The sequence below is a fragment of the Serratia sp. B501 genome (assembly GCF_051172315.1).
GTDB lineage: Bacteria > Pseudomonadota > Gammaproteobacteria > Enterobacterales > Enterobacteriaceae > Serratia > Serratia ureilytica.
On record NZ_JBPIZB010000002.1, the window covers coordinates 699,984 to 723,090 of the forward strand.

Here is a 23,107-nt window from a genome sequence, read left to right on the forward strand (position 1 = left end):
TCTCAACGGCGCGCAAAGGCGTAAATGCCTCCACGCGTTCCAAACAGGATCGAGACAAAGAAGATGACGCTGGCGCTGAGCACGATCGCCGGACCGGCAGGCAGCGAAGCGTAGTAGGACCACACCAGCCCAATCAGGCTGGACAGCGCGCCGATGCCCATCGCCACCGCCAGCGTCTGCGGCAGATTGCGCGCCCAGAAGCGTGCGCTGGCGGCGGGCAGCATCATCAGCCCCACCGACATCAGGGTGCCGAGGATCTGGAACCCCGCCACCAGATTGACCACCACCAGCGCCAAAAACAGGCCGTGGATCAGCGCCAACCGGCGCGGCGCGTTAACGCGCAGGAAAGTGACGTCGAAGGACTCGATCACCAACGCGCGGTACAGCGCGGCCAGCGCCAGCAGCGACACCGTGGCGATCGCACCGACCATCAGCATCGCCTGCGCATCCACCGCCAGAATCGAACCGAACAGCACGTGCAGCAGATCCACGCTGGAACCGCGCAGCGAGACCAACGTGACCCCGAGCGCCAGCGACCCCAGATAGAATCCGGCGAAGCTGGCGTCCTCTTTCAGCGGCGTGCGGCGGCTCACCAGGCCGGACAACATCGCCACCGCCAGCCCGGCGATAAAGCCGCCCACGCCCATGGCCACCAGCGACATGCCGGAAATCAGATAACCGATTGCCGCGCCGGGCAACACCGCGTGGGACAACGCATCCCCCACCAGGCTCATGCGGCGCAGCAACAGAAACACCCCCAGCGGGGCGGCGCTGAGCGACAGCGCCAGACACGCCATCAATGCGCGTCGCATAAAACCGAAAGAGAGAAAAGGGTCGATAAGCCCATGCAACAGCATCATGGCGCCACCACCCGCAGGCCCGGCTGCCGTTCGGCGGCGAGATACCGCGGCACCTGTTCCAGCACGCGCTCGGCCGCGCCCCAATGACACGCCTGCGGGGTCAGCAACAGCACCTGCGGAAAATGCTCGGCGACCATCGACATGTCATGCAGGACGGCGATCACCGTTCTCCCCTGCTGGTGCAGCTGCGCGATCACCTGCAGCAGGATCTGCGTAGTGGCGCTGTCGATGCCGGTGAAGGGTTCATCCAGCAGGATCAACGGCGCCTGTTGGACCAACAGGCGCGCAAACAGCACCCGCTGCAGCTGGCCGCCGGAGAGCTCACCCACCGGACTGTGCGCCAGCGCGCTCATGCCGACGCTCGCCAGCGCCTCATTAACCTGGCTCGCCGCACGCTGGTTCATACCGCCGAACATGCCGCTTTGCGGCCAACATCCCATCGCCACCAGATCGCTCACCGCGATCGGGAATTGCCGATCCAGCTCCGCCTGCTGCGGTAAATAAGCCTTGCGCAGCGGCTTTTCACCGCTAAAGTCCAGGCGACCCGCCAAGGGCGGCAACAAACCGGCGAGCGTTTTCAGCAACGTCGATTTCCCTGCCCCGTTGACGCCCACCACCGCGGTTAACGAACCGGCGCTAAACTGCCCACTCAGCGGCGGGAAAAGCGGCGTGGCGCCATAGCCTATCGTCAGCTGACGTAATGAAATCATGGCAGCGACACCGCCCAAAAAATGCCGAGCCACAGCAGAGTCAACAAAACGATAGCGCCCGCACAGCGCACGGCCGCGGAGGTGGTGAACAACGAATTCAGTGACGACGCGGCGTCATTTTGAGAAGTGGGAATCAAGGGAATAACCAAAGCAACAGATTTATAGTTACAATATAACATCACAATAAATAGTATGTCTCAAGCATTGCCGGACTCATTAATGCAACGGAACGTAACAGCTCGTCGCGCAGCAGGTCTCCCCCCTCACCCCCTTATCAAACTCAGGGATATTCCCGTTCGGCAAAAATGTTGGCGGAAGGTAAAAAAACAGCGGTAAATCGAAAAATTTACCGGCGCGAGTGGAAAAGGAGTAAGATGAGCAGATAACATTGTTGTTGGCCGAGATTAATGCTTGTTACCCTTGCCTGTAACCTGGACGTCAACGCACTTTCTGTTAAAAAATTAAAGAAAGTGATTAATGACAATATTGCGGAGTTAGTGCCGTCGCTGACCAGCGGACTCAGTTTTTATTCTGAAAGCGCACGCTATGCCGAAGATTCATTAGAAATACTTGATATAGTGCAACAAGGTGACAGCGATTATTCAATGAGTTATCGCTATAAGTGGGGCATTTTTAATGCTTGCCTGGATATCAACAGCGAAGACACGATCAGCGATAGCGTCCGGTTCCGTGTGGCGCAACGGGGTTTAATCTTCGACATCATTGATAACTCACGCCCATCAACCGCGGATGAATTGTAAGTTTACGTAATAACTGCAGGCCAAACGCGAAAAAATGATTTATATTCATTTTACGGGAAGTTTATTTAACCACCGTTAAGCTGCCTCCGTTCATGATGTAAATCAGCTTACTCACATAGTGTTATCAACACCGCCATTAAGACTTACGGAGGGGATGATATGGATGAGTATTCGCCTAAGCGACACGACATTGCTCAACTCAAATTCTTGTGCGAAAATTTGTATGATGAAGGTATCGCCACCCTGGGAGACAGCCACCACGGGTGGGTCAACGATCCGACATCCTCCGTCAACCTTCAGCTTAATGAGTTGATCGAACATATCGCTTCGTTTGTGATGAGTTATAAAATTAAATACATGGACGAATCCGATTTGTCGGAGTTAGTCGAGGAATATCTCGACGATACCTATACGCTGTTCAGCAGCTACGGTATCAATGATTCCGACCTGCGCCGCTGGCAAAAAACCAAGGCGAGATTATTCAGAATGTTCTCAGGAGAGGACATCTGTACGACAATGAAAACTTAGGGGATAATTATTCCCGAGCTATTTTACGGTTATTAAACTAAAAGGCCACCATGACTAAAACCGACTATCTGATGCGTTTACGTAAATGCACCACGATTGATACTCTCGAACGTGTTATTGAAAAAAATAAGTACGAGCTTTCCGATGATGAACTGGAGCTGTTTTACTCAGCCGCCGATCATCGTTTGGCGGAGCTGACCATGAACAAGCTGTATGACAAAATCCCCACCTCCGTTTGGAAATATGTCAGATAATCAGCCCCCAACGCGTTGAGCCGATGCTTTTATCGGCTTCAATGTTCAAGTTGAATAGGTCATTTTCCTATTGACAACGAAATGTTAATTACACTCATCTTTGCCGTTAATAATAAATAGCAACAATTCTCGGTTAATGCCCGGGGTATTACGCCTTAACGCTATTCACGCGTGAAGACGCTCGCCTCACATTGCCTGTGTGGTGCACATCGCGGCGAATATCCCTGAGGCCATCGCTGCCACGCCGCCGCGCCGGGCGGCGTGATCCATCACCGCCAGGCTCAGAGCATACGGCGCAAAATCGCCCGCCGGGCGAAACAGTGATGCTTAATCACCGCCGCGATGTGCAGTACAATCATGGCCGACAGCGCGATGCATGAATAACGGTGCACGGCGAAAAAGAAACGATTAACCTCAAGATTCGCAATCGGACGGGGAAAATCGATCGCGCCGAATACCGCAAAGCCGTGCTCCAGCATAAGAAAGCCGCTCAGCAACACCACGAAAATCAGCAGGTAGAATATTTCGTGCAGCAAATGCACCAACCCCTTCTCGCGCCCTTGCAGCATATCGCCATAAGGCACTTTAGGCCGGAAAAAACGCCAGATAAAGCGCGCCGCCATCAGCGGTGTCAGCACCAAGGCCAACGACATATTGGTCACGGAGAAAAAGGCGAAGATGCTCGCATCCGCCATAAAATGCAGTGAATAACCCACGATCATGACGTAGATCATCACGGCGGCAATGCCCCAATGCAGTAACCGACTGAAAAGATCGTAACGGGCAGGTTCGTGTGACATAAAGCTCCTTTAAAAGCGGCCATCATTGGCCGCTTGCCTATCCGATTCGCACTTACTTTTTCACGACCCAGGCATCCTGCCAGTTGGATCCCACGCCCGGCTCAAACTGAGTCGCGCCGCTGTTCCACTGCATGCAGTAACCGCTGTAAGGGAAAGGTTTGCACTGATAAACCTTGCCGTCTTTCGGTTGCAGCACCGTGGTGCCGGCGGTGTATTTACTCAGTGCGTTCGGGAAGACGAAGTTGTAGTCGCCATTGCCGCCACCGCCGGTGGATTCAGCTTCCAGATTGAAGTTTTCGATATCCGGCTGAATGCTCTGCCCATTGTCGTTGCTGGCGATAACTTTCAGCATGTGGTGGCCCTCGCTGACGTTGTTCAGCGCGATGGTCAGCGGCTGGCTGGCGTCTTCCAGCGTCTCTTTCACGTAGCCTTTTTCCGTCTGGCCGTGATCGTAAACGCGCGCCTCAACGGTCAATTTGCCTTTAACCTCGGCATTGAAGGTCAGCTGAGCTTTACCGTCCTTGATCTTGGTGCTGGACAGGTTGCCGATGCGGATCTCTTCGGTGATAGCCGGCGTTTCTTCCTCATAGGAGATCACCACGCTCTTCATCGTGCTGCCTTGTTTGGCGAAGACTGCATTATTGCCAAACACCGGATTGACGTTGCCTTTACCGTCTTTCACCCCGGCACGCACCGCTTTCTGTTCGGCGTTGATCTTGCTGGCCAACGCGTGGTTCCAGCGGTTTTTGTCGGTCAGCGCCTCACTGTCGATCGCCAGCTCGGTTTTCATCGTCAGCACTTCACCGTCCGCATCGAAGAAGCGGGCGATCACCTTGTCGCCAACCTGCAGGTTTTTGCCGGTGAGAGAGCCTTGCAGCTGCTTGCGCCATTCGGACACGACGCCGTCGTCCTCGAAGTTGACGTCAACCACCTGATAGAAGCTGTTCACCGTGTCATTGATTTCCCACACGCCATAAATCACCTGATAGCCGGTTCTCTCCGGCACCACGCACTGGTGCACTTCGCGATCTTTTGGCGCCTGAGCATGGCCATCGACTTCACAGAACGGCTCTTTTTCGAAAGCCTCGCGCGACAGCGGCTTATTCACGTCCCAGTCTTGTTTGGTGATGTAATAACGCCAGTTATTGGTTTTGTGCTTGGCGGTGTGGTACCAGGTGAACGTCTGCGGTCCCGGCTTCATGGTGTTCAACGCCCAGACGTTGACGCCCTGACGATCCAGCGGCTCGAAACCGCCCACCCCGCCGCTGGCCAGCTGGCCGTCGCGCGGCGTCGCGCCGCCAGGGAAGCCGGAAACCTGCTCGACGCTCTGCGGTTCCCACTGCGCTCTGCCGCAGTCGGTGTTGCTGCCCAGCTTGCACTTGTAAGCGCGGCTCTCGGGCACTTCGATATAACCGTGCGACCAGGCGGCCGAGGAGGCAGTGAGCGCTGCCATCATCAGGGCGATTTTGGATAATTTCATTACGACTCCAGTTAAATTTATTGGATTCCAACTGAGTGAGAAGAAACTCAAAGAGATGCGGCGATACCGCGAGAGGAATAATAAGTAGAAGCCCTGAACGCCCGGCACTTAGAATGCATTAAAATAATAAAACCTAATGCCGTCAGAATATTAAACCGCATGATAAAGGGTTAACATATTCCTGACCTCGTAAAGCGCCGCCATGCGGTGCAAGAAAATACCGACACCGCGCCACTTCCACAGGGAAAATAACGTGACATTGAAAAACATCGCCACGGCGTTCATGGCATGCCTGCTGTTATCCGGCTGTCAGCACGCCGCCAAATCGGCCCCTGACGCCGCCATCCAGCGCGACCAGCTGTCATCGCTGGTCGGTGCCGGCCAGTTTCTGAGAGAACGCTGCAACCGCGCCGATATCCCGGCCAACGACCCACTCGCGGCGGCGGCGTTGCAGGCGGCGGAGAGAAAAGGCTGGGCGCCGGCGCTTAATCGCACCCAGTTGCTTGATGCAGGCAAAAACGTCGCCGCGCAGCTGGAGGCCGACGCCACGCCGTTGCAAGAGAAGTGCAGCGGACTCAACCGAACTCTGGCGCCGTTTTTAGCCCAGCTCCGTTAACCCGCCAGCGGTAGCGCAAGCCACTGGCAGGCTACCGCGCCGGCGCCCGCCACCGCCAACCCCGGGCCGAAAGGCAGGGGCTGCGCCCCATCGCCGCCGCGCCACACCCGCAGCAGCAGCCACAGCAGGCTGCCGGTGGCGGCAAACAGCAGAATCGACGACAAAACGGCATAGCCGCCCCAGGCGCCGAGCGCCGCCAGCAGTTTAAAATCGCCATATCCCAGCCCCTCGCGGCCGGTCGCGAGACGAAATCCCCAATACAGCAGCCACAACGTCAAATACCCCGCCAGCGCGCCGATGACCGCCGCCGACAAAAATGCCGGGTGCGCCAGGCAATGCCACAACAGCCCGGCCCACAGCAGCGACAGCGTCAGGCAATCCGGCAACAGCTGACGCTCGCTGTCGATCGCCGCCAAGGCCAGCAGCAATGCAGCAAACGCCAACATGAAAAACCAATCCACACCCATGCCGACGCGCCAGGCCAGCGTTATTCCCATTAGCATCAGCAATAACTCCACCAGTGGATAACGGATGGAAATAGGCGTGCGACAATAACGACAGCGACCGCGCAACAGCAGCCAACTTAATAAAGGAATATTATCGAGCGCCGATATTTTCATTGTGCAACACGGGCAGAATGAACGCGGCAAAAAGAGATTAAATCGTTCGGCCTGCGCCATTTCCATTTCGCGCTCAAGCATGACAGGCAGCCGATAAACGACCACATTGATAAAACTGCCGATGCACAGGCTCAACACGGCGCTAAATAGCAGCCAGTGTTCATCGGCCACTGCGTTTATTGCGGATAGCATGGCTCTCTGGATCCTCTATTGTCGTCGCGTGGGTGACATCGCCGGTTGCGCCGTTACCCGCAGTTGGCTGATTTGCACCACGCCCGGCGCCTGCCCCGCACGTTCTGCGGCGAGTGAGAGCACGCGGATCCCGTGCTCGCGTTGCAGGGCGGCCAGCCACGGCAACAGGCGTTCAAACGGCACGGGCGGCAGCGTGACCCGCACATCCGCTTCACTTTCCGTCAGTTCGGCGATGGCGATGCGATATGCCAGCGCACTCTGTCGCAGTCGCTCCGGCAGTTGCTCGCGCGCGGCGGCGCTCTGCGGCAAACGCGCCTGCAATTGTTGGATGACGCGCGCCTGCTCCCGCAGCGCCGCCAGCCGTTGTGCGTTTTTTTGCGCCTGTGAAAATTGATACAGGCAGTAGCCGCAGGCCATCAGCATCAACAGGCTTAACAGCACTGCCCGCCGCAGCGCCTTATCGCGCCAACCGATGTTCATCGCTCACCTCTCACCGTCAGGATCGCCTGGTTAGGCGCGCTTCCCTCGCTGAACGTCATGCTGACGCCACCGTCGTTGACCGGCGCCGGCAGCGGCGCGTCATTTCTGTTTACCGTCACCACCAAACGATCGTCGGCGGCGTCGAAAGCCAGCGCCTGCAACTGCGGAGGTTCCCAGACAGCAAGCGCCTCGGCCGCGTAGGGCAACAGCCTGAACAGCTGCGGCGCATTCAGGGTGTCTTGCATACGCCGTGCCCACGCTTGCGCCGCCCGTTCGGCGAACGCCGGCGCGGTCTCGCCACTCTGCAGCAGGCGCTGAGTCAGCGCCGTTATCTGGCTTTCGCTCTGTCTGGCCATTAATTGGTGATGCAAGCCCCCCACCAGCAGCGAACCGCTGAGCAACAGCATCGCGCAGGCGGTCTTATCGGGCAGACGGCGCGGCCAGCGCACGCCCGGTTTGAAACGCCCCTGCAACAACGTGGATGTGCTGTTCCAGGCCTCTTCCGCCAATCGCCACAGCGGATCCTCATCGATACGCGCCGTTTCCCAGCCCGCCGGCACCTCTCCGCCACTGTGCAGACACCAATCCGGCGTCGGCCACGGGACGCTGTCCCCCCAGGCATCGGGCAACTGCATGCCCTGCATGCCCCCCGTTCGGAGCAGCCAGTGTCCGCGCCAGCGCAGTGCGCTGCATTGGTTCGGCAACGGCAACGCCAGCACGTCGGGCAGCAGGGCATCGACGCGAATGCCGCAGGCGTTGAGGCTATCAACCCACCCTTGCATCTGCGCCAGCGCAACGCCGGCGATAGTGAAATCGCGCTGCACCTTGCCCAGCACCGCCCAATGCATCTGCTCGACATCGGTCAACAATCCGGTCTCATGGGAGTACGCCAGCGCCAGCGGCGTCGCCTGCCGGGCCTTGCCCTGGAATGTCGTTTGTCTCAGCACCACATGACGGGCAGGCACCAGCACCACGACCCGGCTACCCTGCGCCATGGCCGCCAACTCACTACCGCCTTCGGCCAGAACGAGGCGGGCGGCAAAGCGGCAGCGCGTCTCGCCGACGCGGCCCCAGCGCACATCGGCCATCGCATCATCGTCCAGCGCGATAAGCAGGATGGTGTTCGCCATCGTTTACCCTTCCCCTCTGTCGAACCGACGTCCGCTGACCGTGACGCCTGACGGGCCCGGCTGCAACGCGCTGACCAGCCGATAGCGTCCGTCGTTCAGCCTAAGCTGCAGCTGCGCAATCCAGCGGTTATCGTCGAAAATCAGTCGCTCGCCAAGGCCATCCTCGCCCAGCGCCTGCAGCGCTTTTTCCTGCGACAAAAACGCCAGCGTCTGCCAGCCCTGCGGCGGGCGGGCCGCCAGCAGCGCCCGCAGCCGCTCATCGCTCAGCGCGTTCATCAACATCGCCCGCAGCAGCGGCAGCTGAGCGTCGTTCACGGCGTCCGGATTGAGGCGCAGCTCGGCATCCGGCGCCGCACAAAGCAGCGGCGCAAGACGCAGATAAAGCTCGCGGTCGATGCCGGCCAGCTCCCGCAGCTCGCTGACATCCCCCATCAGATACCCTTCGCCATAGGCTCTGGCGACGATCGCATCGGCAATCGCGCCCGCCTGGGCAGCGGCGATCCCCTGATTGTTCAATAGCAGCATGAATATTCGTCTCTCCTTATTGGGGGTTCCCCCCTCGCTATCGCCGACATCCGCCGGGCGGGCGGCGCGGATCAGGGCGTTGAGGTTGAAACAGGCGTCAACGCGGCGCAGACGTATCGCCACTTCCCCCTCTTCGGTGCGCATGCTGAAGGTCACCCCTGATGCCCCCCACGCCCTCCGCTGTTCTCCCGCCTGCTGCAGCCGCTGCCGGGCGTAGCTCTCGCCGCCCAGCAGCAGCCATTTCGCCCGCAACCGATCCTGCTGAGACTGGGTGCGCGCCAGCGAACGCTGCCAGTTATCGTTGATATTGACCGCCACGATCGCCATCAGCGACATCATCAGCAACACCATCAACAGCGCCATACCGCGTTGTTTATTCATAATGGCCTCGCGGCAGGCAACGTGACGATGCGCCGGACTTCCCCCAGCGCGGGGGTGTCGATGACGATCTCCACCGCCTGCGGCAGCAGCCCGCCGGCGCGCCAGGCCGTCAACCATTCGCCCTGCCGGTAAAAACGCAGTTGGAACCGCGTCACCTCAGACAGCAGCAGCACGCTGCGCGCCGCCGCCTGCGGGCTGCTCAAATTCGGGTAACTGAGGCGTTCGAGCCGCCCCTGCCGGTAGCGATACGCCACCCGCTCCTGCGTGGCGCGCGGCAATCGGGCCTGGGGGTTCGGCCAGCCGTTTCGGATCAGTAGCAGCTGAAAATCGCCGCCTTCCTCTCCCGCCGTCTGCAGCACCGCAAACTCCGGCGCCGCCGGCCAGCGTTTATCGCCGGTCGGCGCGCGCGCCTGCGCCTGCGTCAAATCGCGCTCGACGATCGCCAGCGCCCGTTGCAGCTGGGTCAACTGCGTCGATTTGCGCTGGGTGATTTCGTCGTTTTTCAGCACGCCTCTGAAGACCGTCAATGCGGTGAGCGACAGCATGGCGAACAGGGCGATGGCCAACAGCATTTCCACCAGCGTAAAACCCCGTTGCAAAGCGCGCTTCACGGCAACGCCCTATAGGCGAGCATCTCCACCAGCGCATTGCGATCCTGCGGGTCGCGCCTGACTTCAATCGCGATCGCCCGCATCCCGGCGTCGCTGGTCTCCCGCCCGCGATAGCGCCAGTGCCAGGTTTCACCGGCCATCACCGTGGAGCCCGAATGCCAGGCCAGCGTCGGTGGGCGGGGCTCGAGCTGCAGCAGCGTCAGCTGGTTGTCCGCCACCCACAGCGCCACGGTCTTGGCTTCGATCGCGCTCAGGCTACGCACCTGGCCGCCGGTGCTGTTGATCAGCGCCAGACAGCCGATGGCGAAGATCATCATGGCCACCATCACTTCCAGCAGCGTCATGCCCTGCTGGCATCTCATTTTCCGCGTCATCGCAACGAATGTCCGTCGTTTCAAATACAAAGTAACCGGGCGCCTGCAATCGCCACAGACACTTGCCCTGCGATAGCTCCACGCTGAACGCCGTGGTTTCGCCCCCCGGATACAGCCACACCTGTGGCAGCGCCGCCTCTGCGGCGAGCGCGACGGTTTGCCCTTCAACGCTCAGCCGCAGCGCGACGCCGTCCGGCAGAGCATACTGATCCCGGCTCTCCCGCCCCGCTTCGGCGACGCTGCGCCAACCGCCGTCATCGAACGCCACGCCATATCTCACCCCTTCGCGCTCGGCCCGCTCGGCGAGAGCATTCAGCCAATGGCTCAATCGCTCCCCCTGCTGCGCCAACGGCTTCTCATCCGCCGGAAAACTCAGCATCACCAGGCCGCTGGTCACCCCCAGCAGCAGCAATACCAACATGGTCTCCAGCAGCGTAAAACCGCGTATGCGCCTCATGGCGCGTCGGCCACCCAGTTACCGATGTCATCATCGGTATCAGCGACGCCGTCCGGCCCCAGCGTGAACACATCCAGCTTGCCATGGCGCCCCGGGTTGCGCAGACGATACGCTTGCCCCCAGGGGTCTTGCGGCAAGCGGCGGATATAACCGTCTTCGGGATAATTCCTTGGGATCGGCGCCAGCGTCGGCCGGGTCACCAGCGCCGCCAGCCCCTGCTCCGCGCTGGGATAACGGCCGTTATCCAGCTTGTACATATCCAGCGCGTTCTCCAACGCGACGATATCGCTGGCGGCCTTTTGCCGATCGGCCTTCTCCTTGTTACCCATCAGGCTTGGGATGGTCAGGCTGGCCAACAGCCCCAGAATGACGATCACCACCATGATTTCCAGCAGCGTGAACCCACGCTGCCGGGACCTGCGCATATTGCTGATATGACTCACTTTACTCTCCATTAACGGCATGATTAGCCGACCATATTATTGAGCTGCAATATCGGCTGCAGGATGGCCAGAATGATAAACAGCACCGAACCGGCCATCGCGATCACCAATAAAGGCTCAAACAGCCCCAGCGCCAGCGTGATTTGCCGGCTGAAGGCCTCCTGCTGCATCGCCGCCGCCCGTTCGAGCATCATGTCCAGTTCGCCGCTGCGCTCGCCGGACATGATCATGTGTCGCATCATCGGCGAGAACAGCGCGGTGCCTTCAAGCGACGGCGACAATCCTTCCCCCTCTCGCACTCGCTCCATCGCCGCCAGCAGGCGCTCACGGGCGGCCTCGTTACCCAACACGCCGGCGCTGATGCGCATCGCCTCCAGCAACGGCACGGCGCTGGCGTTCAAAATGCTCAGCGTTTTGGCGTAGCGCGCGGTATTCACCGCCAGCGACAGCTTGCCGACCACCGGCAGCCGCAGGATGAACGCATGCCAGCGTGCGCGCCGCGCCGGATCCCGCAGGCGATAACGGAAAGCGCCAAGGCCCGCCAGCGCCGCCATCAACACCGCCGCCCCCCATTGGCGCAATCCGTCGCTGGCGCCGAGCAGCATCCGGGTCGACAGCGGCAAGGTCTGCTTCATATGCACAAACTGTTCGATCACCTTCGGCACCACTGCCGTCAGCAAGATAGCCACCACGCCAATCGCCACCGCCGTCAGCACCATCGGGTACACCAACGCCTGCACGATCTTGTTCTTCATGTGCTGGCGCTGTTCGACATAGTCAGCCAGCCGTTCCAGCACCGGCCCCAGATGGCCGGCAATCTCACCGGCCGCCACCATGGCGCAATAGAGACGGTCAAAAATCTGCGGATACTGCCCCAGCGCCTGCGCCAGCGGGAAACCCTCCAGAATGCGCTGCCTCACCTGAGTCAACGCCGCCTGCAGGCCTTTTTTCTCCGTTTGCCGCGCCACCGCCATCAGCGCCTCTTCCAGCGGCAGCGCGGCGGACAGCAGCGTCGCCAGTTGCCGGGTGAGCAGCGCCAGATCGCCGCTGCTCACGCCGCTCATCCAACGGCCGGCGAGCAGGCCGGCAAGAGCGGATCGCCTGCGCGCCTGCACCGCCAGCACCTGCCAACCCTTCTCACGCAACCGATCGCGGGCCTGGCGCAGAGAATCCGCCTCCAACACGCCACGCCGGGCGCGCCCCTCACGATCGCAGGCGCGATAATCAAACTTCATCGCCATCCCCTTCGCTCGTCACCCGCAACACTTCTTCCAGGCTGGTCTCTCCGGCGCACATTTTGGCGATCCCATCCTGGCGCAGCGGCTGATAGCGCTCCCCGGCCAGCCTGGCGATGTCCAGCTCACCGTCGCTACGGTGGATTGCCCTGCGCATCGGTTCATCCAGCACCAACAGTTCATGCAAACCGATTCGGCCGCGATAGCCCTGCCCGCCGCAGGCCTCGCATCCTATCGGGCGCCAGCAGGTCAGCGCCCGCGTCGACGCCGGCCCCAGTTGGCGCCGCTGCGCGTCAGGCAGCGCATAAGGCTCGCGACAGTGCGGGCAAAGCCGGCGCACCAGGCGCTGCGCCAACACGCCGCTCAGCGAGCTGGAAAGCAAAAACGGTTCAACGCCCATGTCCCGCAGCCGGGTCACGGCGCCGATCGCCGTGTTGGTATGCAGGGTCGACAGCACCAGATGTCCGGTCAATGAGGCCTGCACCGCGATCTGCGCCGTTTCACCGTCGCGGATCTCGCCGATCAACACCACATCGGGATCCTGACGCAGCAGCGCGCGCAGCCCGCGCGCGAAGGTCATGTCCACCTTGGGGTTCACCTGCGTCTGCGCGATGCCGGCCAGTTCATACTCGACGGGATCTTCGATCGTCATGATGTTGCGCTGTTCGTCATTGATCTGGTTCAGCAAGGTATAGAGCGTGGTGCTCTTGCCCGAACCGGTCGGGCCGGTGACCAGAATAATGCCGTGCGGCTGGCGGATCAGGCGCAGCAACGCCTGTTGATGCGCCGCCGCCATGCCCAGGCTGGGCAGTTCGAGCCGCACGCCCTGTTTATCCAACAGGCGCATGACCACGCGCTCGCCGTGGCTGGCCGGCATCACCGACACCCGCACGTCGATCGCCCGCCCGCCAACCTTCAGCGCCATGCGCCCATCCTGCGGCACGCGCTTCTCGGCGATATCCAGCTTCGACATGACCTTGATGCGCGACACCAGCAGCGCCGCCAGCTTGCGCTGCGGCGCCAGAATGCGGCGCAGCGCGCCGTCGATGCGAAAACGGATCACCAGCTCGCTCTCGTAGGTTTCGATGTGAATATCGGAGGCGCGCTCTTTGATCGCCTCACTCAGCAAGGCGTTAATCAGGCGGATAATCGGCGCATCGTCCTGTTCGTCCAACAGGTCCTGCTGCTGCGGCAACTCTTCCGCCAACGCGTAGAAATCCAGTTCGCCGCCCAGGTCGTCGATCATTTTCTGTGCCTGGCCGCTTTCCCGCTGATAGTGCGCCACCAGCCGTTGTTCAAAGGCCTCCGTGTCCAGCCGGGCCAGCGTCGGCTCACCGGGCAGGCAGCGGTACGCCTCCATCAACGCGGCGTGGCGGGTCTCGGAGTGACAATACAGTTGAATCCCGCTCTGCCCGTCGACGGCCAGCACGCCATGCTGCCGCGCCCAGCCAAAAGGCAGCCGCGGCCCCGCAGAACGGGGCTTCACGGGCGCGCTCCGCGCGAATAAAACGCCTCGATACGCGCGACGGTGGCGAGGAACGCCCGATTGTCGACCACCTTCTTATCGCCGGCGATCTCGCTGCGCAGTGCGTTATTCAGCTCACGATCGTCCTGCTGCTCGGCGTCGAACTTGCCTAACTTGCGCTGGCTCTGCCGGGCATACCCCTCGGTGCTGCGAATGATGGTCGGGCGGATAAACAGCATCAAATTACGCTTGCTCGCTTTGGTGGCGTTCGAGCGAAACAGCGCCCCCACCAGCGGGATCTTGCCCAGGATCGGCACGCTGCTCTCCAGCTCCGAGTTGGACTTGTCCAGCAGTCCGCCCACCACCACGGTCTCACCGCTGTCCACCAGTACCGTGTTGTTGACCGTGCGGATATTGAAGGTCGCCCCCAGCGAATCCGGCGTGGCGCCGGCGCTGTCGGCAACGCTGGAGACCTCCTGCTCGATCTGCATCAGCACGGACTGGCCCTGATTGATCTGCGGTTTGACCTTGAGCTTGATGCCCACCGTTTTGCGCGACACGGTATTGAAAACGTTATCGCTGTTAGTGGTTTGCGAACCGGTGAGGATCGGCACATCCTGCCCGACGCTGAACTCCGCCTCGGCGTTATCGAGCGTAACGATGCTCGGCGTAGCCAGGATATTGTTTTGGTTGTTGCTGGCGATGGCGGACAGCAATACGCCCCAGTTGCCGCTGTAGAAACCGGTCATCAGGCCGTTGGCCTTGCCGAACACATCGCTCATGCCGTTTTCGAACCCCGCCGAGATGCCGGGCGCCTGGCCGGCGAACTGCGTGCCACCGCCGTATTTGTTGGCCCACTGCACGCCGATGTTCAGCCCCTGCCCATCCTGCACTTCGACGATCACCGCTTCGACCAGCACCTGCGCGCGCCGTACATCCAGCTTGGCGACCACCGCCTCCAGATCGCGCATCACGTCCGGCGCGGCGGTGATGATCAGCGCATTGGTCTGCTCATCGGCCTTGATCACCACATTTTTCAACAGCGCCACGTTGGCGGCGGCGCTCTCTTTCTCGTTTTGCAGGCCCGCGCTCACGCCGGTCAGCACCTCGACCAGGCTCTGCGCCTTGGCGTACTTAAGCGGAATAACCTGGGTATTGCCTTGGGTGACACTCTTGTTATCCAACTGCTCAATCAGTTCTTTGGCGTGTTCGCGGGCCCGATCGTCCCCGGCGATCATCACGCTGTTGGTGCGCTCATCCGCCACCAGCCGCAGCGAGCCAGCCCCGGCCATACGCCGTTTGCCCTCTTCGCGAAACAGTTCGTTCACCATCCGCGCGATCTCCGGCGCCGCCGCATGCTTCAGCGCGAGGCTCTCGACCCGATTGCCGTCGTCCTGATCCATCTCCCTGACAAGCTCGAGCAGACCGTTGACCACCCCGGCTCGGCCGGTGATCAACAACGCATTGCCCTGCTCGTAATGCGCCACGCTGCCCACGCCGATGCTGTCGTTAAGCTGACGCAAGATCGGCGAAACGTCTTTGGCCGCGATATTGCGCAGCGGCACCACGCGCATCACCACGTCATCCCCTTCGGCGATCGCCTCGCCGCCGTTTTGCGACAGCGCGGCTCTTTTTCCCTCTTTGGCGGCGATCACCTTCAGGACATTGTTGGGCATGCCGATGACCGTATAGCCGTAGACGTCCAGCACATTGAGAAAGAACTGGTAATATTGCTTCTCGTCGAGCTGTTCGTAGCTGCGTACCGTGATCTTACCTTTCACCGCCGGATCGATAATGATGGTCTTGCTCAGGTTTTTACTGACCGTATTGATAAATTCCTGAATGTCCGTGCCTTTGAAATTGGCGGAGAATTGCTCCGCACGCGACGGGCCAGCCAGCGCAATCATGACGGCCGCCGCCGCTAACGCGCGCCATAAACCGGCGCTCCAGCCTGCGCAGGAACGAAAAATAAAATGCGTCATCACAGTGTCGCCTTATGCTGTAAAACACCCTACGCCGAAACGGCGCGCCGGCTACTCTTTAAACGTCAGCGCGGCGTAATAACCGTTTTCATCGAGCAGTATTTTATTTTTTAATATCCGCACGATAACGGCATTGCTGCCGACCAGCCGATCGCCAACGCCATACCCGGTTTGTTTACCGCCATGCTCCACGATGACCAGGCTTTTTTCGGCGCTATCACTGAACAGCAAACCGGTTATCTTGCCGAGCGCCGCGGCTTCCGGCGCATTAGCCAGCAGCTCGGCGTCGATCGTCCACTCGCCGACCTTATACCCGCGCGCCTTTTCGCCGCTTTTCGCCGCCTGATAGCGGCCAAACCAGTGTGCGTCGTTAATTTTCTCGATGTCATCTTCCTGGGGAAAGGCGTCATGGCGCACTTGCCCACGCCCACTTTCAAGGTGCGGCTCAATGGGTTCGTTATTCACGGTTATCATTCGCCACACCTGAGAAAGCATGAACGTCAAATTAGCCAGGAAGAAAAGTAGAATAAAAAAGTCTATCAACCGCTTGCTCACTGGCCCCCCGGTTATTCAACGGCGCCAACGCTAAGCGGAAATGCCCAACACCATCGCCACGGAAAACAGCAGCGTGATGGCCAGCGCCACTTTATAATTTACGGCGTCCAGCCACGTTCGCCGCTGTTTATTAGCCGCCGGCGCCAAGCATTGCTCCCGCGTATTCACGCGTTCGCAGGCCTGGAAACTCAGCATCACGCCAAATCGGGGAATGGTTTTGATCACCTCGCCAGGAATACCGTGGCGGGAGAGCAAAGCGCGGCATTGGAATATCATTTGATAATAGTTATTGTCGCTGATGGTCTCATGGTTGCAGAACCAGACTGCGCGAATAATGTCATTTTTCTTATAGATGCCACTCAACAGGCACAGCATGAAACGCCGCTGCAATTCGGTCATTTCGATGAGCACATTCTCTTTTTTAAATAACAGCGTCTTTTCATTGTTGTTTAAGATCACCAACTCATTTTCCAACAGAGTCTCGTTCAGGGCAATGCTATGTATGTCCATCTCTCGCCTATCAGTTTAATGAAGTCCAAAGGCTCCCTGTGCCATTACCTTTGCACGCATGCGGCAGATGCATTTTCAACGCAAGTAAGTGATTCACCGTTTTAAGAGCTGACTCAATTAATCATGTTGAAAATATTCATGCAACTTATTTGTTAAAAATAAACAATATAAAATTAATCTAACAAAACAACACCAGCGCAAAGCCATTAAATCATTTAAAAACATGATGATAGAAGGATTTATAAAATAGATGAATCGCCATTAAATTCGATTAGTAATGCGAAAAATAGACACTTACCGATAATAACTCATGTTATTAGTTGTGCGCTAAAAAGACGGCGGAACGCTATAAAAGGCAAATAAAATACACCTTTAGCAGGTGAGGCAATAAAGTAAAAGTCAGGACTCAATATTGCATAAGAACATCGGCGAATAGGCATTGCTAAACATCAACGTGTTTTTATCAATGCTGCGAATATGATAAAACGTCGACTCATTGCTGAAAAAGTAGGTATAAATCTCTTCCGGTAAGGTATCACGCGGCGAATAGTTGACCTCGCCGTACTGAAATCGATAAAAACTCCCCTGCGAAACATAGCTGAAGTTAACCCGCCGATTGACGAAGTATTTCTTTTCACCGTCGTTGGCTAACCCCGACAGGACCATCACGCCCTTATCGCCGGACAAAAAGATGTAGTTTATTTTCAGCGACAGCTGAATGTCGTTATGGGCCGCCTGCGCGTCCAGTGAATTGAAATAATTGAACGTGGCGTTCGCTTCACAGGAAAAATCACTGAAGTCATGATGGCTGCGTATCAGGGAATACATCACGCTGCCGGTCAACACGCACAGGCCGACCAGCGTGGCTGACAGAATATTTAACTTTTTTTCCATGCCCGAATGTACTCGCTCTCACAGTTATGCAAAACAGCCGCACTGTCCTTCGTGCATTTGGCGATAAACTGGCGTCCGCTGTCTTCATTGGCATTTTGAGAACGGTTAACCTTGGTAATGACGACCTCGCCGGATCGGCAATGCCGGCCATACAAATCTTTCCTGACCAGAAACTGCAAGTAGCCGTCCTGGTGATTCGCCAAAAAATGGCCGGCATAGTAGATCGGGCAACCGTTCACCGTGCCGACGTAGGACAATACCTGCTTCTTTTCACTGTCGCGATGGTGCTTGTAATAGATGAAGCACAGCGCCAGAAAAGATAAGGGTACGACGATCGATAAACTGCGCAGCAGAATAAAAAAATAGTGATGGGTGTTTTTTGTCGTTGCGGCAGGTGACGCCAACGTCACCGCGGCATCGGCAAGCTGAGGGGGCTCGGGTAAATCAATCCGCAGTCGGTCGACAGGTATTATTCGATTAAGTCTATACCCCTTTTTGGATAGGGTAACGATGAGGCGCTCGTTGAAACCGACAGACGTCAATGCGCGTCGGGTCAGGCTGATATATTGATTTAACGTCGCTGAAGAGGCGCTCAAGCCGTGATCGGTCCAAACCTGCTGCAACAGCGTCTCGCGGCTCACCGTCTCATGACCGTGTTCAAGCAAGCATTTGAATACTCTGGCATTGACGCTGGATAAGAAAACTTCCCGTCCCTTCTTTAAACTTTTCAATGAACCGTTTTCAGTATTAAATGTAATATCTTTATCAATGATATAAATCATGTTTAGCCTGACAGCGCACACGGGTTATTATTTAAACTTATTGAGCCAGTTCGACGACCGCCGCTAAGCGCGGATAGTTTTTTCGCACAGAGAAAAAACAATACTAACGTCATCCCAACAGGTGCGCAACTTTAAGAATTTTCCCCATCTCTCCATCCTTATTTGTCCCACAAATGGCGGTATACGCGTTATTTTTTTCGCCGTCATCGGATCTGTTGGCAACAATACATTTCTATCAGGGGGATAAAGGCTAAACGGTGCAGAGGACACGCTTCGCGATCGCGACGTGCGCAAGTAACGCCTGTTCAGCGTATCGACTTGATGAATAACGGGGAAAAGCGTTTTGCGGGACGCAAATGGGTGGGGACCCTGCCAGCTACATCCCGGCACACACGTCACCTGCTGCGGCTGCTTCCTTCCGGACCTGACCGAGTTCACAAGTTAGTGTTGCGGGAGAACCAACAGGGCCCCCATTGACGGCTTCTGTACTCCGAAGCGGTGGGCATTATCGGCGATGCCCCATCAAATAGCAAGCCAACCGGGGCCAACCGCTGTTTTCTTGCCCACCTGCATTGTGGCACACTCTCCGCCTGGGTTTTAACTCGCGCAGGAACTGCAACATGCAACCCGAAGACGCCTCTTTCAGCCAGCGGGTATTCCATATCGTGGCCGCTATTCCGTACGGCAAAGTCACCACCTACGGTGAAGTCGCCCGTCTGGCCGGTTCGCCGCGCGCCGCGCGTCAGGTCGGCGGTGTGCTGCGGCGTTTGCCGGAAGGCAGCACGCTGCCGTGGCACCGCGTAATCAACCGGCACGGGCAAATCTCGCAGCAGGGGGAGGATTTTCAACGGCAACGGCAGGCATTGCTGGCGGAGGGGATTATTTTCGGCCCGCACAGCACGGTCGATTTCGATCGCTACGGCTGGCGCTGGTAAAACAAAACAGCCTTTGGCCGAAGCGCAAAGGCTGTTGATTGGGTCTTGCCGTACCGCAGCAGAATTACTGCATTGCGCTTGGCGCAGCCTGCATCGGCACGCCCTGGACCGGAACCAGCAGCAGATCGGCGCGGGTGCCGTTGCGGTTAACCACTTCCTGGATCGTGTCGGTAATGAACATCAGTCGCCCGTTGACCGTCACCGCCGCGCTCAGAATGATGCGCGCATTCGGTTGGATATCAGACGGGTTGTACGGCAGCGTAAAGTTGAACGGCGCTTGTTGCCCTTCGGTACGTATCGCGCGCTGTGCAATCACTTTGGACGGCGCATCCGCCAGCGAGGCATCAGAGAGGGTGACCGTCAGTACGGCGTCCGGCGGCAGCGCAATGCGCTGACGTATATTAACCGAACCTGTCACCGCCGGGCCCTGAATCTGCGTCTGCGCAGCCGCCGGGTTGCCGGCCGCCGGTGTAGGCACATCAGCACTCTTTTGCGCGCATCCTGCCAGCGTGATCGTCAGTGCCGCGGCACCGCCTACGATTTGCCAGAGTTTCATGGATCGGTCTCCTTTTTTATTATCAACACGTTGGTGGCTTTCACCACCTCACTCATTAAACTTAGCACAAAACACTGATAAATCCACTTTACCCCACCTATTAATCACTTAGCCTGCCCAATGCGCTCACTATTAAGAGCATTCTCATCGGCCCTTTAACGCAAGATATTGACGCCGCGCCGTGATATTCCGCACACTGCGCAAAATGATTATTAGAAAGGTAACAATTTTATGAGCCAGGCATTGCAAAACCTCCTCGATCTGTTGGATCTGGAGAAAATCGAAGAAGGGCTGTTCCGCGGCCAAAGCGAAGATCTGGGGCTGCGCCAGGTGTTCGGCGGGCAAGTGGTCGGTCAGGCGCTGTACGCCGCCAAACAGACGGTGCCGGACGAGCGCAGCGTGCACTCGTTCCACAGCTACTTCCTGCGCCCGGGCGACAGCAGCAAGCCGATCGTTTACGACGTAGAAACCCTGCGCGACGGCAACAGCTTCAGCGCCCGTCGCGTCAGCGCCATCCAGCACGGCAAACCTATCTTCTATATGACCGCCTCCTTCCAGAGCCCGGAAGAAGGTTTCGAGCACCAGAACCAGATGCCGGACGTGCCGCCGCCGGAAGGGCTGCTGTCCGAATCAGAGATTGCTCAGAAGCTGGCGCCGATGCTGCCGACCAAAGTACGCGAAAAATTTATCGGTCAGAAGCCGATCGAAATGCGCCCGGTGAAATTCCACAACCCGTTGAAGGGCAGCGTGGAAGAACCGCATCGCTACGTGTGGTTCCGCGCCAACGGCAGCATGCCGGACGATGCGCGCATCCACCAATATCTGCTGGGCTACGCATCGGACTTTAACTTCCTGCCGACGGCGCTGCAGCCGCACGGCGTCGGCTTCCTCGAGCCGGGCATGCAGGTGGCCACCATCGACCATTCGATGTGGTTCCACCGCCCGTTCCGCATGGATGATTGGCTGCTGTACGCGGTGGAAAGCTCCTCCGCCTCCGGCGCACGCGGCTTTGTGCGCGGCCAGATTTACACCCGCGACGGCGTGCTGGTCGCCACCACCGTACAGGAAGGGGTGATTCGCCAACGCGACGCCTGATTCGCGGCATAAAGGAAGGGGCGATGTTTCCATCGCCCCTTTTTGCTTCATCATTATTTTCGTATTTAGCGCACTGCCCTGCTTCGAGTCTTACTGGTTGTAGGCGCTCTCGCCGTGGCTGTTGACGTCCAACCCTTCGCGTTCCTGCTCTTCCGGCACTCTCAGCCCCACCATCGCGCCCGCGATCTTGAAGGCGATAAAGGCAGCGACGCTTGACCACACCAGCGTAATCACGACGCTCAGCAGCTGGATCCACACCTGATGCCCCATCGTCACCCCTTCGGCATAGCCGGTGCCGCCGAGGGAAGAAGCGGTGAACACGCCGGTCAGCAGACAGCCGACGATGCCGCACACGCCGTGCACGCCGAACACGTCGCAGGTGTCGTCCACTTTCAGCCATTTCTTCAACGTCACTACGCCCCACAGGCCGGCGACGCCCCCCACCAGGCCGATGATCAACGCGCCACCCACGCCCACGGTGCCCGCCGCCGGCGTAACGGCAACCAGCCCGGCGATCATGCCGGAGCAGGCGCCCAGCAACGAAGGCTTGCCGCGCAGCACCCACTCGGCGAAGGTCCAGGACAGAATGGCGCCCGCAGTAGCCACCACAGTGTTCAGGAATGCCAAGGCCGCGATGCCGTTAGCCGCGCTGGCGGAACCGGCGTTAAAGCCGAACCAGCCGATATACAAGATGGACGCGCCGGTAAACACCATCGGCAGGTTATGCGGTTTGAACGCCTCTTTACCAAAGCCGGCGCGTTTGCCGAGCAGATAGGCACCGATCAGCCCGGCGCTGGCGGCGTTGATGTGCACCACGGTGCCGCCGGCGAAGTCCAGCGCACCGTCGGTGGCCAGATAGCCACCGCCCCACACCATGTGTGCGATCGGCAGGTAAGACAGGGTGAACCACAGGATCGCGAAGATCAGCACCGCCGAGAAGCGAATGCGTTCGGCGAAGCCCCCCACCACCAGCGCCACGGTAATGCAGGCGAAGGAGGCCTGGAAAGCGACGTGGATCATCTGGCTGATGCTGCCGGTGACGCTGTCGATGCCGATGCCTTTCAGCATCGCCGTCTGGAATCCGCCGAACACCGCATTGCCTTCGCTGAACGCCAGGCTGTAGCCATACAGCACCCACAGCACGCAGACCAGCGCGAAGGTGACGGTGACCTGCGTCAGCATCGACAGCACGTTTTTGCCGCGCAGCAGGCCGCCGTAAAACAGCGCGATGCCGGGCAGCGTCATGAACAGCACCAACGCGGTGCAGATCATCATAAAGGCGTTGTCGGCCTTATCGGCGACCGCCGGGGCGGCCAGGGCCAAAGAAGGAACCAGTGTTACCGAACTCAGGCCCAACATGGATAACAGTCTTTTCATTATCAATCATCCCCATCACTTAACTGAGTTCGCGGTTACAGTGCCGATTCGTCGGTTTCGCCGGTGCGAATACGGATCACGCGTTGCAATTCGGCAACGAAAATTTTGCCGTCGCCGATTTTGCCGGTGTAGGCGGCTTTGCTAATGACATCAACCACTTCATCCAACTGATCGTCGGCGATGGCGATATCGATTTTGACCTTGGGCAGGAAGTTGACGTTATATTCGGCGCCGCGATACAGCTCGGCGTGCCCCTTCTGGCGGCCAAAGCCCTTCACTTCGGTTACGGTCAACCCTTGAATGCCCACGGAGGACAAGGCCTCGCGCACGTCCTCCAGCTTGAACGGTTTGATTACCACGGTCACCAGCTTCATATTGCCTCTCCACGAATTAAGCCCAAACTCACCCCTGGTACGCCTCATATGTAGCAAGGGCTGTGCCACATTTTATTTTGCATGGCGATTCAGCGGATTAGCGGGCACGCGGGCGCCGCCGCGGC

28 protein-coding genes and 1 other RNA gene are annotated in these 23,107 nt (G+C 58.6%); 6 read left to right on the plus strand and 23 right to left on the minus strand.

The genetic code is table 11. The features are described 5' to 3' along the window. Positions 1 to 2: 2 nt before the first annotated feature. Positions 3 to 860, minus strand: a complete 858-nt coding sequence (locus ACSBQV_RS09885) for a metal ABC transporter permease (RefSeq protein WP_033651105.1) — start codon at positions 858 to 860, stop codon at positions 3 to 5. After that, the gene (locus ACSBQV_RS09890) at positions 857 to 1,570 is read right to left on the minus strand and encodes a metal ABC transporter ATP-binding protein (protein ID WP_099783784.1); all 714 of its coding nucleotides are present in this window, start codon (positions 1,568 to 1,570) and stop codon (positions 857 to 859) included. Before ACSBQV_RS09890 ends, ACSBQV_RS09885 begins: the two co-directional genes overlap by 4 nt. Before the next feature lie 407 nt (positions 1,571 to 1,977). On the opposite strand from ACSBQV_RS09890, the gene ACSBQV_RS09895 reads away from it, so the two are divergent. The 3 genes from ACSBQV_RS09895 to ACSBQV_RS09905 all read left to right on the plus strand — a co-directional run bounded on the left by ACSBQV_RS09895 (position 1,978) and on the right by ACSBQV_RS09905 (position 3,113). Next, positions 1,978 to 2,331 (plus strand): hypothetical protein, encoded by a 354-nt coding sequence (locus tag ACSBQV_RS09895; RefSeq protein ID WP_047025751.1) that lies wholly within the window; start codon positions 1,978 to 1,980, stop codon positions 2,329 to 2,331. 159 nt (positions 2,332 to 2,490) lie between these two features. Next, a complete protein-coding gene (tomB, locus tag ACSBQV_RS09900; protein WP_004940312.1) occupies positions 2,491 to 2,859 on the plus strand; it encodes an Hha toxicity modulator TomB in 369 nt (122 codons plus the stop codon). A 50-nt stretch (positions 2,860 to 2,909) separates the two neighbouring features. After that, the gene (locus ACSBQV_RS09905) at positions 2,910 to 3,113 is read left to right on the plus strand and encodes an HHA domain-containing protein (protein WP_004940313.1); all 204 of its coding nucleotides are present in this window, start codon (positions 2,910 to 2,912) and stop codon (positions 3,111 to 3,113) included. A 281-nt stretch (positions 3,114 to 3,394) separates the two neighbouring features. Here ACSBQV_RS09905 and ACSBQV_RS09910 read toward each other — a convergent pair whose 3' ends face one another. Then, positions 3,395 to 3,913 carry a cytochrome b gene (locus ACSBQV_RS09910; protein WP_099783786.1) on the minus strand — a complete coding sequence of 173 codons (519 nt, stop codon included), beginning with the start codon at positions 3,911 to 3,913 and terminating at the stop codon, positions 3,395 to 3,397. A 52-nt stretch (positions 3,914 to 3,965) separates the two neighbouring features. Further along, positions 3,966 to 5,393, minus strand: coding sequence for an N-acetylglucosamine-binding protein GbpA (gene gbpA / locus ACSBQV_RS09915; protein WP_099783788.1), 1,428 nt, complete (start codon positions 5,391 to 5,393; stop codon positions 3,966 to 3,968). Positions 5,394 to 5,646: 253 nt separating this feature from the next. Between gbpA and gspS the strand changes: the two genes are divergently transcribed. Beyond that, positions 5,647 to 6,009 (plus strand): type II secretion system pilot lipoprotein GspS, encoded by a 363-nt coding sequence (gspS, locus tag ACSBQV_RS09920; RefSeq protein WP_033642100.1) that lies wholly within the window; start codon positions 5,647 to 5,649, stop codon positions 6,007 to 6,009. Here gspS and ACSBQV_RS09925 read toward each other — a convergent pair. From ACSBQV_RS09925 to ffs, 16 genes are all read right to left on the minus strand, one after another. Next, entirely contained in the window at positions 6,006 to 6,821 is an 816-nt protein-coding gene (locus tag ACSBQV_RS09925) for a prepilin peptidase (protein WP_434991437.1), read from the minus strand. The two genes, gspS and ACSBQV_RS09925, sit on opposite strands and share 4 nt — an antisense overlap. Before the next feature lie 15 nt (positions 6,822 to 6,836). After that, complete coding sequence (gene gspM, locus ACSBQV_RS09930) at positions 6,837 to 7,301, minus strand: type II secretion system protein GspM (protein ID WP_033651100.1); 465 nt, start codon at positions 7,299 to 7,301, stop codon at positions 6,837 to 6,839. Beyond that, on the minus strand, positions 7,298 to 8,431 hold the full coding sequence (gspL, locus tag ACSBQV_RS09935; RefSeq protein ID WP_099783792.1) for a type II secretion system protein GspL: 1,134 nt from the start codon (positions 8,429 to 8,431) through the stop codon (positions 7,298 to 7,300). The genes gspM and gspL overlap by 4 nt, the downstream gene beginning before the upstream one ends. A gap of 3 nt (positions 8,432 to 8,434) precedes the next feature. Further along, positions 8,435 to 9,337 (minus strand): type II secretion system minor pseudopilin GspK, encoded by a 903-nt coding sequence (gene gspK / locus ACSBQV_RS09940; RefSeq protein ID WP_099783794.1) that lies wholly within the window; start codon positions 9,335 to 9,337, stop codon positions 8,435 to 8,437. After that, positions 9,334 to 9,948, minus strand: a complete 615-nt coding sequence (gene gspJ / locus ACSBQV_RS09945) for a type II secretion system minor pseudopilin GspJ (protein WP_033642096.1) — start codon at positions 9,946 to 9,948, stop codon at positions 9,334 to 9,336. The genes gspK and gspJ overlap by 4 nt, the downstream gene beginning before the upstream one ends. Then, the gene (gene gspI, locus ACSBQV_RS09950; protein WP_241900202.1) at positions 9,945 to 10,292 is read right to left on the minus strand and encodes a type II secretion system minor pseudopilin GspI; all 348 of its coding nucleotides are present in this window, start codon (positions 10,290 to 10,292) and stop codon (positions 9,945 to 9,947) included. The genes gspJ and gspI overlap by 4 nt, the downstream gene beginning before the upstream one ends. Beyond that, complete coding sequence (locus ACSBQV_RS09955; protein ID WP_099783798.1) at positions 10,204 to 10,779, minus strand: prepilin-type N-terminal cleavage/methylation domain-containing protein; 576 nt, start codon at positions 10,777 to 10,779, stop codon at positions 10,204 to 10,206. Before ACSBQV_RS09955 ends, gspI begins: the two co-directional genes overlap by 89 nt. Next, the gene (gene gspG, locus ACSBQV_RS09960; RefSeq protein WP_033644207.1) at positions 10,776 to 11,204 is read right to left on the minus strand and encodes a type II secretion system major pseudopilin GspG; all 429 of its coding nucleotides are present in this window, start codon (positions 11,202 to 11,204) and stop codon (positions 10,776 to 10,778) included. Before gspG ends, ACSBQV_RS09955 begins: the two co-directional genes overlap by 4 nt. 41 nt (positions 11,205 to 11,245) lie before the next feature. Beyond that, complete coding sequence (gene gspF, locus ACSBQV_RS09965) at positions 11,246 to 12,457, minus strand: type II secretion system inner membrane protein GspF (RefSeq protein ID WP_099818243.1); 1,212 nt, start codon at positions 12,455 to 12,457, stop codon at positions 11,246 to 11,248. After that, positions 12,447 to 13,943, minus strand: coding sequence for a type II secretion system ATPase GspE (gspE, locus tag ACSBQV_RS09970; protein WP_168177228.1), 1,497 nt, complete (start codon positions 13,941 to 13,943; stop codon positions 12,447 to 12,449). The genes gspF and gspE overlap by 11 nt, the downstream gene beginning before the upstream one ends. Then, entirely contained in the window at positions 13,940 to 15,829 is a 1,890-nt protein-coding gene (gspD, locus tag ACSBQV_RS09975; protein ID WP_099783896.1) for a type II secretion system secretin GspD, read from the minus strand. The genes gspE and gspD overlap by 4 nt, the downstream gene beginning before the upstream one ends. A 126-nt stretch (positions 15,830 to 15,955) precedes the next feature. Next, entirely contained in the window at positions 15,956 to 16,459 is a 504-nt protein-coding gene (locus ACSBQV_RS09980; protein ID WP_143557052.1) for a type II secretion system protein N, read from the minus strand. Between the two features lie 30 nt (positions 16,460 to 16,489). Continuing rightward, positions 16,490 to 16,933, minus strand: coding sequence for a winged helix-turn-helix domain-containing protein (locus tag ACSBQV_RS09985; RefSeq protein WP_241900201.1), 444 nt, complete (start codon positions 16,931 to 16,933; stop codon positions 16,490 to 16,492). A 435-nt stretch (positions 16,934 to 17,368) separates the two neighbouring features. Further along, the gene (locus ACSBQV_RS09990) at positions 17,369 to 17,863 is read right to left on the minus strand and encodes a FidL-like protein (RefSeq protein WP_033642090.1); all 495 of its coding nucleotides are present in this window, start codon (positions 17,861 to 17,863) and stop codon (positions 17,369 to 17,371) included. Then, complete coding sequence (locus tag ACSBQV_RS09995; protein WP_033642089.1) at positions 17,848 to 18,645, minus strand: winged helix-turn-helix domain-containing protein; 798 nt, start codon at positions 18,643 to 18,645, stop codon at positions 17,848 to 17,850. The genes ACSBQV_RS09990 and ACSBQV_RS09995 overlap by 16 nt, the downstream gene beginning before the upstream one ends. Positions 18,646 to 19,012: 367 nt before the next feature. Continuing rightward, positions 19,013 to 19,109: signal recognition particle sRNA small type (ffs, locus tag ACSBQV_RS10000), an RNA gene on the minus strand. A 156-nt stretch (positions 19,110 to 19,265) separates the two neighbouring features. Between ffs and ACSBQV_RS10005 the strand changes: the two genes are divergently transcribed. After that, on the plus strand, positions 19,266 to 19,580 hold the full coding sequence (locus tag ACSBQV_RS10005; RefSeq protein WP_033642088.1) for an MGMT family protein: 315 nt from the start codon (positions 19,266 to 19,268) through the stop codon (positions 19,578 to 19,580). Between the two features lie 64 nt (positions 19,581 to 19,644). Here the strand turns inward: ACSBQV_RS10005 and ACSBQV_RS10010 are convergent, their stop codons facing one another. Next, positions 19,645 to 20,136 (minus strand): YbaY family lipoprotein, encoded by a 492-nt coding sequence (locus tag ACSBQV_RS10010; RefSeq protein ID WP_033642087.1) that lies wholly within the window; start codon positions 20,134 to 20,136, stop codon positions 19,645 to 19,647. Between the two features lie 231 nt (positions 20,137 to 20,367). On the opposite strand from ACSBQV_RS10010, the gene tesB reads away from it, so the two are divergent. Next, positions 20,368 to 21,231, plus strand: a complete 864-nt coding sequence (tesB, locus tag ACSBQV_RS10015; protein WP_033642086.1) for an acyl-CoA thioesterase II — start codon at positions 20,368 to 20,370, stop codon at positions 21,229 to 21,231. Positions 21,232 to 21,321: 90 nt separating this feature from the next. On the opposite strand, the gene amtB is transcribed toward tesB, so the two are convergent. Together amtB and glnK are read right to left on the minus strand one after the other, a co-directional pair. Further along, a complete protein-coding gene (gene amtB, locus ACSBQV_RS10020; RefSeq protein WP_033651092.1) occupies positions 21,322 to 22,608 on the minus strand; it encodes an ammonium transporter AmtB in 1,287 nt (428 codons plus the stop codon). Between the two features lie 35 nt (positions 22,609 to 22,643). Further along, positions 22,644 to 22,982, minus strand: a complete 339-nt coding sequence (gene glnK / locus ACSBQV_RS10025) for a P-II family nitrogen regulator (RefSeq protein ID WP_004940327.1) — start codon at positions 22,980 to 22,982, stop codon at positions 22,644 to 22,646. Positions 22,983 to 23,107: the final 125 nt, after the last annotated feature.

Bases quoted from the DNA above. Each gene is read 5' to 3' on its own strand.
- ACSBQV_RS09885 (WP_033651105.1), bottom strand. From the start codon at position 860: ATGATGCTGTTGCATGGGCTTATCGACCCTTTTCTCTCTTTCGGTTTT.
- ACSBQV_RS09890 (WP_099783784.1), bottom strand. From the start codon at position 1,570: ATGATTTCATTACGTCAGCTGACGATAGGCTATGGCGCCACGCCGCTT.
- ACSBQV_RS09895 (WP_047025751.1), top strand. From the start codon at position 1,978: ATGCTTGTTACCCTTGCCTGTAACCTGGACGTCAACGCACTTTCTGTT.
- tomB (WP_004940312.1), top strand. From the start codon at position 2,491: ATGGATGAGTATTCGCCTAAGCGACACGACATTGCTCAACTCAAATTC.
- ACSBQV_RS09905 (WP_004940313.1), top strand. From the start codon at position 2,910: ATGACTAAAACCGACTATCTGATGCGTTTACGTAAATGCACCACGATT.
- ACSBQV_RS09910 (WP_099783786.1), bottom strand. From the start codon at position 3,913: ATGTCACACGAACCTGCCCGTTACGATCTTTTCAGTCGGTTACTGCAT.
- gbpA (WP_099783788.1), bottom strand. From the start codon at position 5,393: ATGAAATTATCCAAAATCGCCCTGATGATGGCAGCGCTCACTGCCTCC.
- ACSBQV_RS09925 (WP_434991437.1), bottom strand. From the start codon at position 6,821: ATGCTATCCGCAATAAACGCAGTGGCCGATGAACACTGGCTGCTATTT.
- gspM (WP_033651100.1), bottom strand. From the start codon at position 7,301: ATGAACATCGGTTGGCGCGATAAGGCGCTGCGGCGGGCAGTGCTGTTA.
- gspL (WP_099783792.1), bottom strand. From the start codon at position 8,431: ATGGCGAACACCATCCTGCTTATCGCGCTGGACGATGATGCGATGGCC.
- gspK (WP_099783794.1), bottom strand. From the start codon at position 9,337: ATGAATAAACAACGCGGTATGGCGCTGTTGATGGTGTTGCTGATGATG.
- gspI (WP_241900202.1), bottom strand. From the start codon at position 10,292: ATGACGCTGCTGGAAGTGATGGTGGCCATGATGATCTTCGCCATCGGC.
- ACSBQV_RS09955 (WP_099783798.1), bottom strand. From the start codon at position 10,779: ATGAGGCGCATACGCGGTTTTACGCTGCTGGAGACCATGTTGGTATTG.
- gspG (WP_033644207.1), bottom strand. From the start codon at position 11,204: ATGCGCAGGTCCCGGCAGCGTGGGTTCACGCTGCTGGAAATCATGGTG.
- gspF (WP_099818243.1), bottom strand. From the start codon at position 12,457: ATGAAGTTTGATTATCGCGCCTGCGATCGTGAGGGGCGCGCCCGGCGT.
- gspD (WP_099783896.1), bottom strand. From the start codon at position 15,829: ATGATTGCGCTGGCTGGCCCGTCGCGTGCGGAGCAATTCTCCGCCAAT.
- ACSBQV_RS09990 (WP_033642090.1), bottom strand. From the start codon at position 17,863: ATGGAAAAAAAGTTAAATATTCTGTCAGCCACGCTGGTCGGCCTGTGC.
- ACSBQV_RS09995 (WP_033642089.1), bottom strand. From the start codon at position 18,645: ATGATTTATATCATTGATAAAGATATTACATTTAATACTGAAAACGGT.
- ACSBQV_RS10005 (WP_033642088.1), top strand. From the start codon at position 19,266: ATGCAACCCGAAGACGCCTCTTTCAGCCAGCGGGTATTCCATATCGTG.
- ACSBQV_RS10010 (WP_033642087.1), bottom strand. From the start codon at position 20,136: ATGAAACTCTGGCAAATCGTAGGCGGTGCCGCGGCACTGACGATCACG.
- tesB (WP_033642086.1), top strand. From the start codon at position 20,368: ATGAGCCAGGCATTGCAAAACCTCCTCGATCTGTTGGATCTGGAGAAA.
- amtB (WP_033651092.1), bottom strand. From the start codon at position 22,608: ATGAAAAGACTGTTATCCATGTTGGGCCTGAGTTCGGTAACACTGGTT.
- glnK (WP_004940327.1), bottom strand. From the start codon at position 22,982: ATGAAGCTGGTGACCGTGGTAATCAAACCGTTCAAGCTGGAGGACGTG.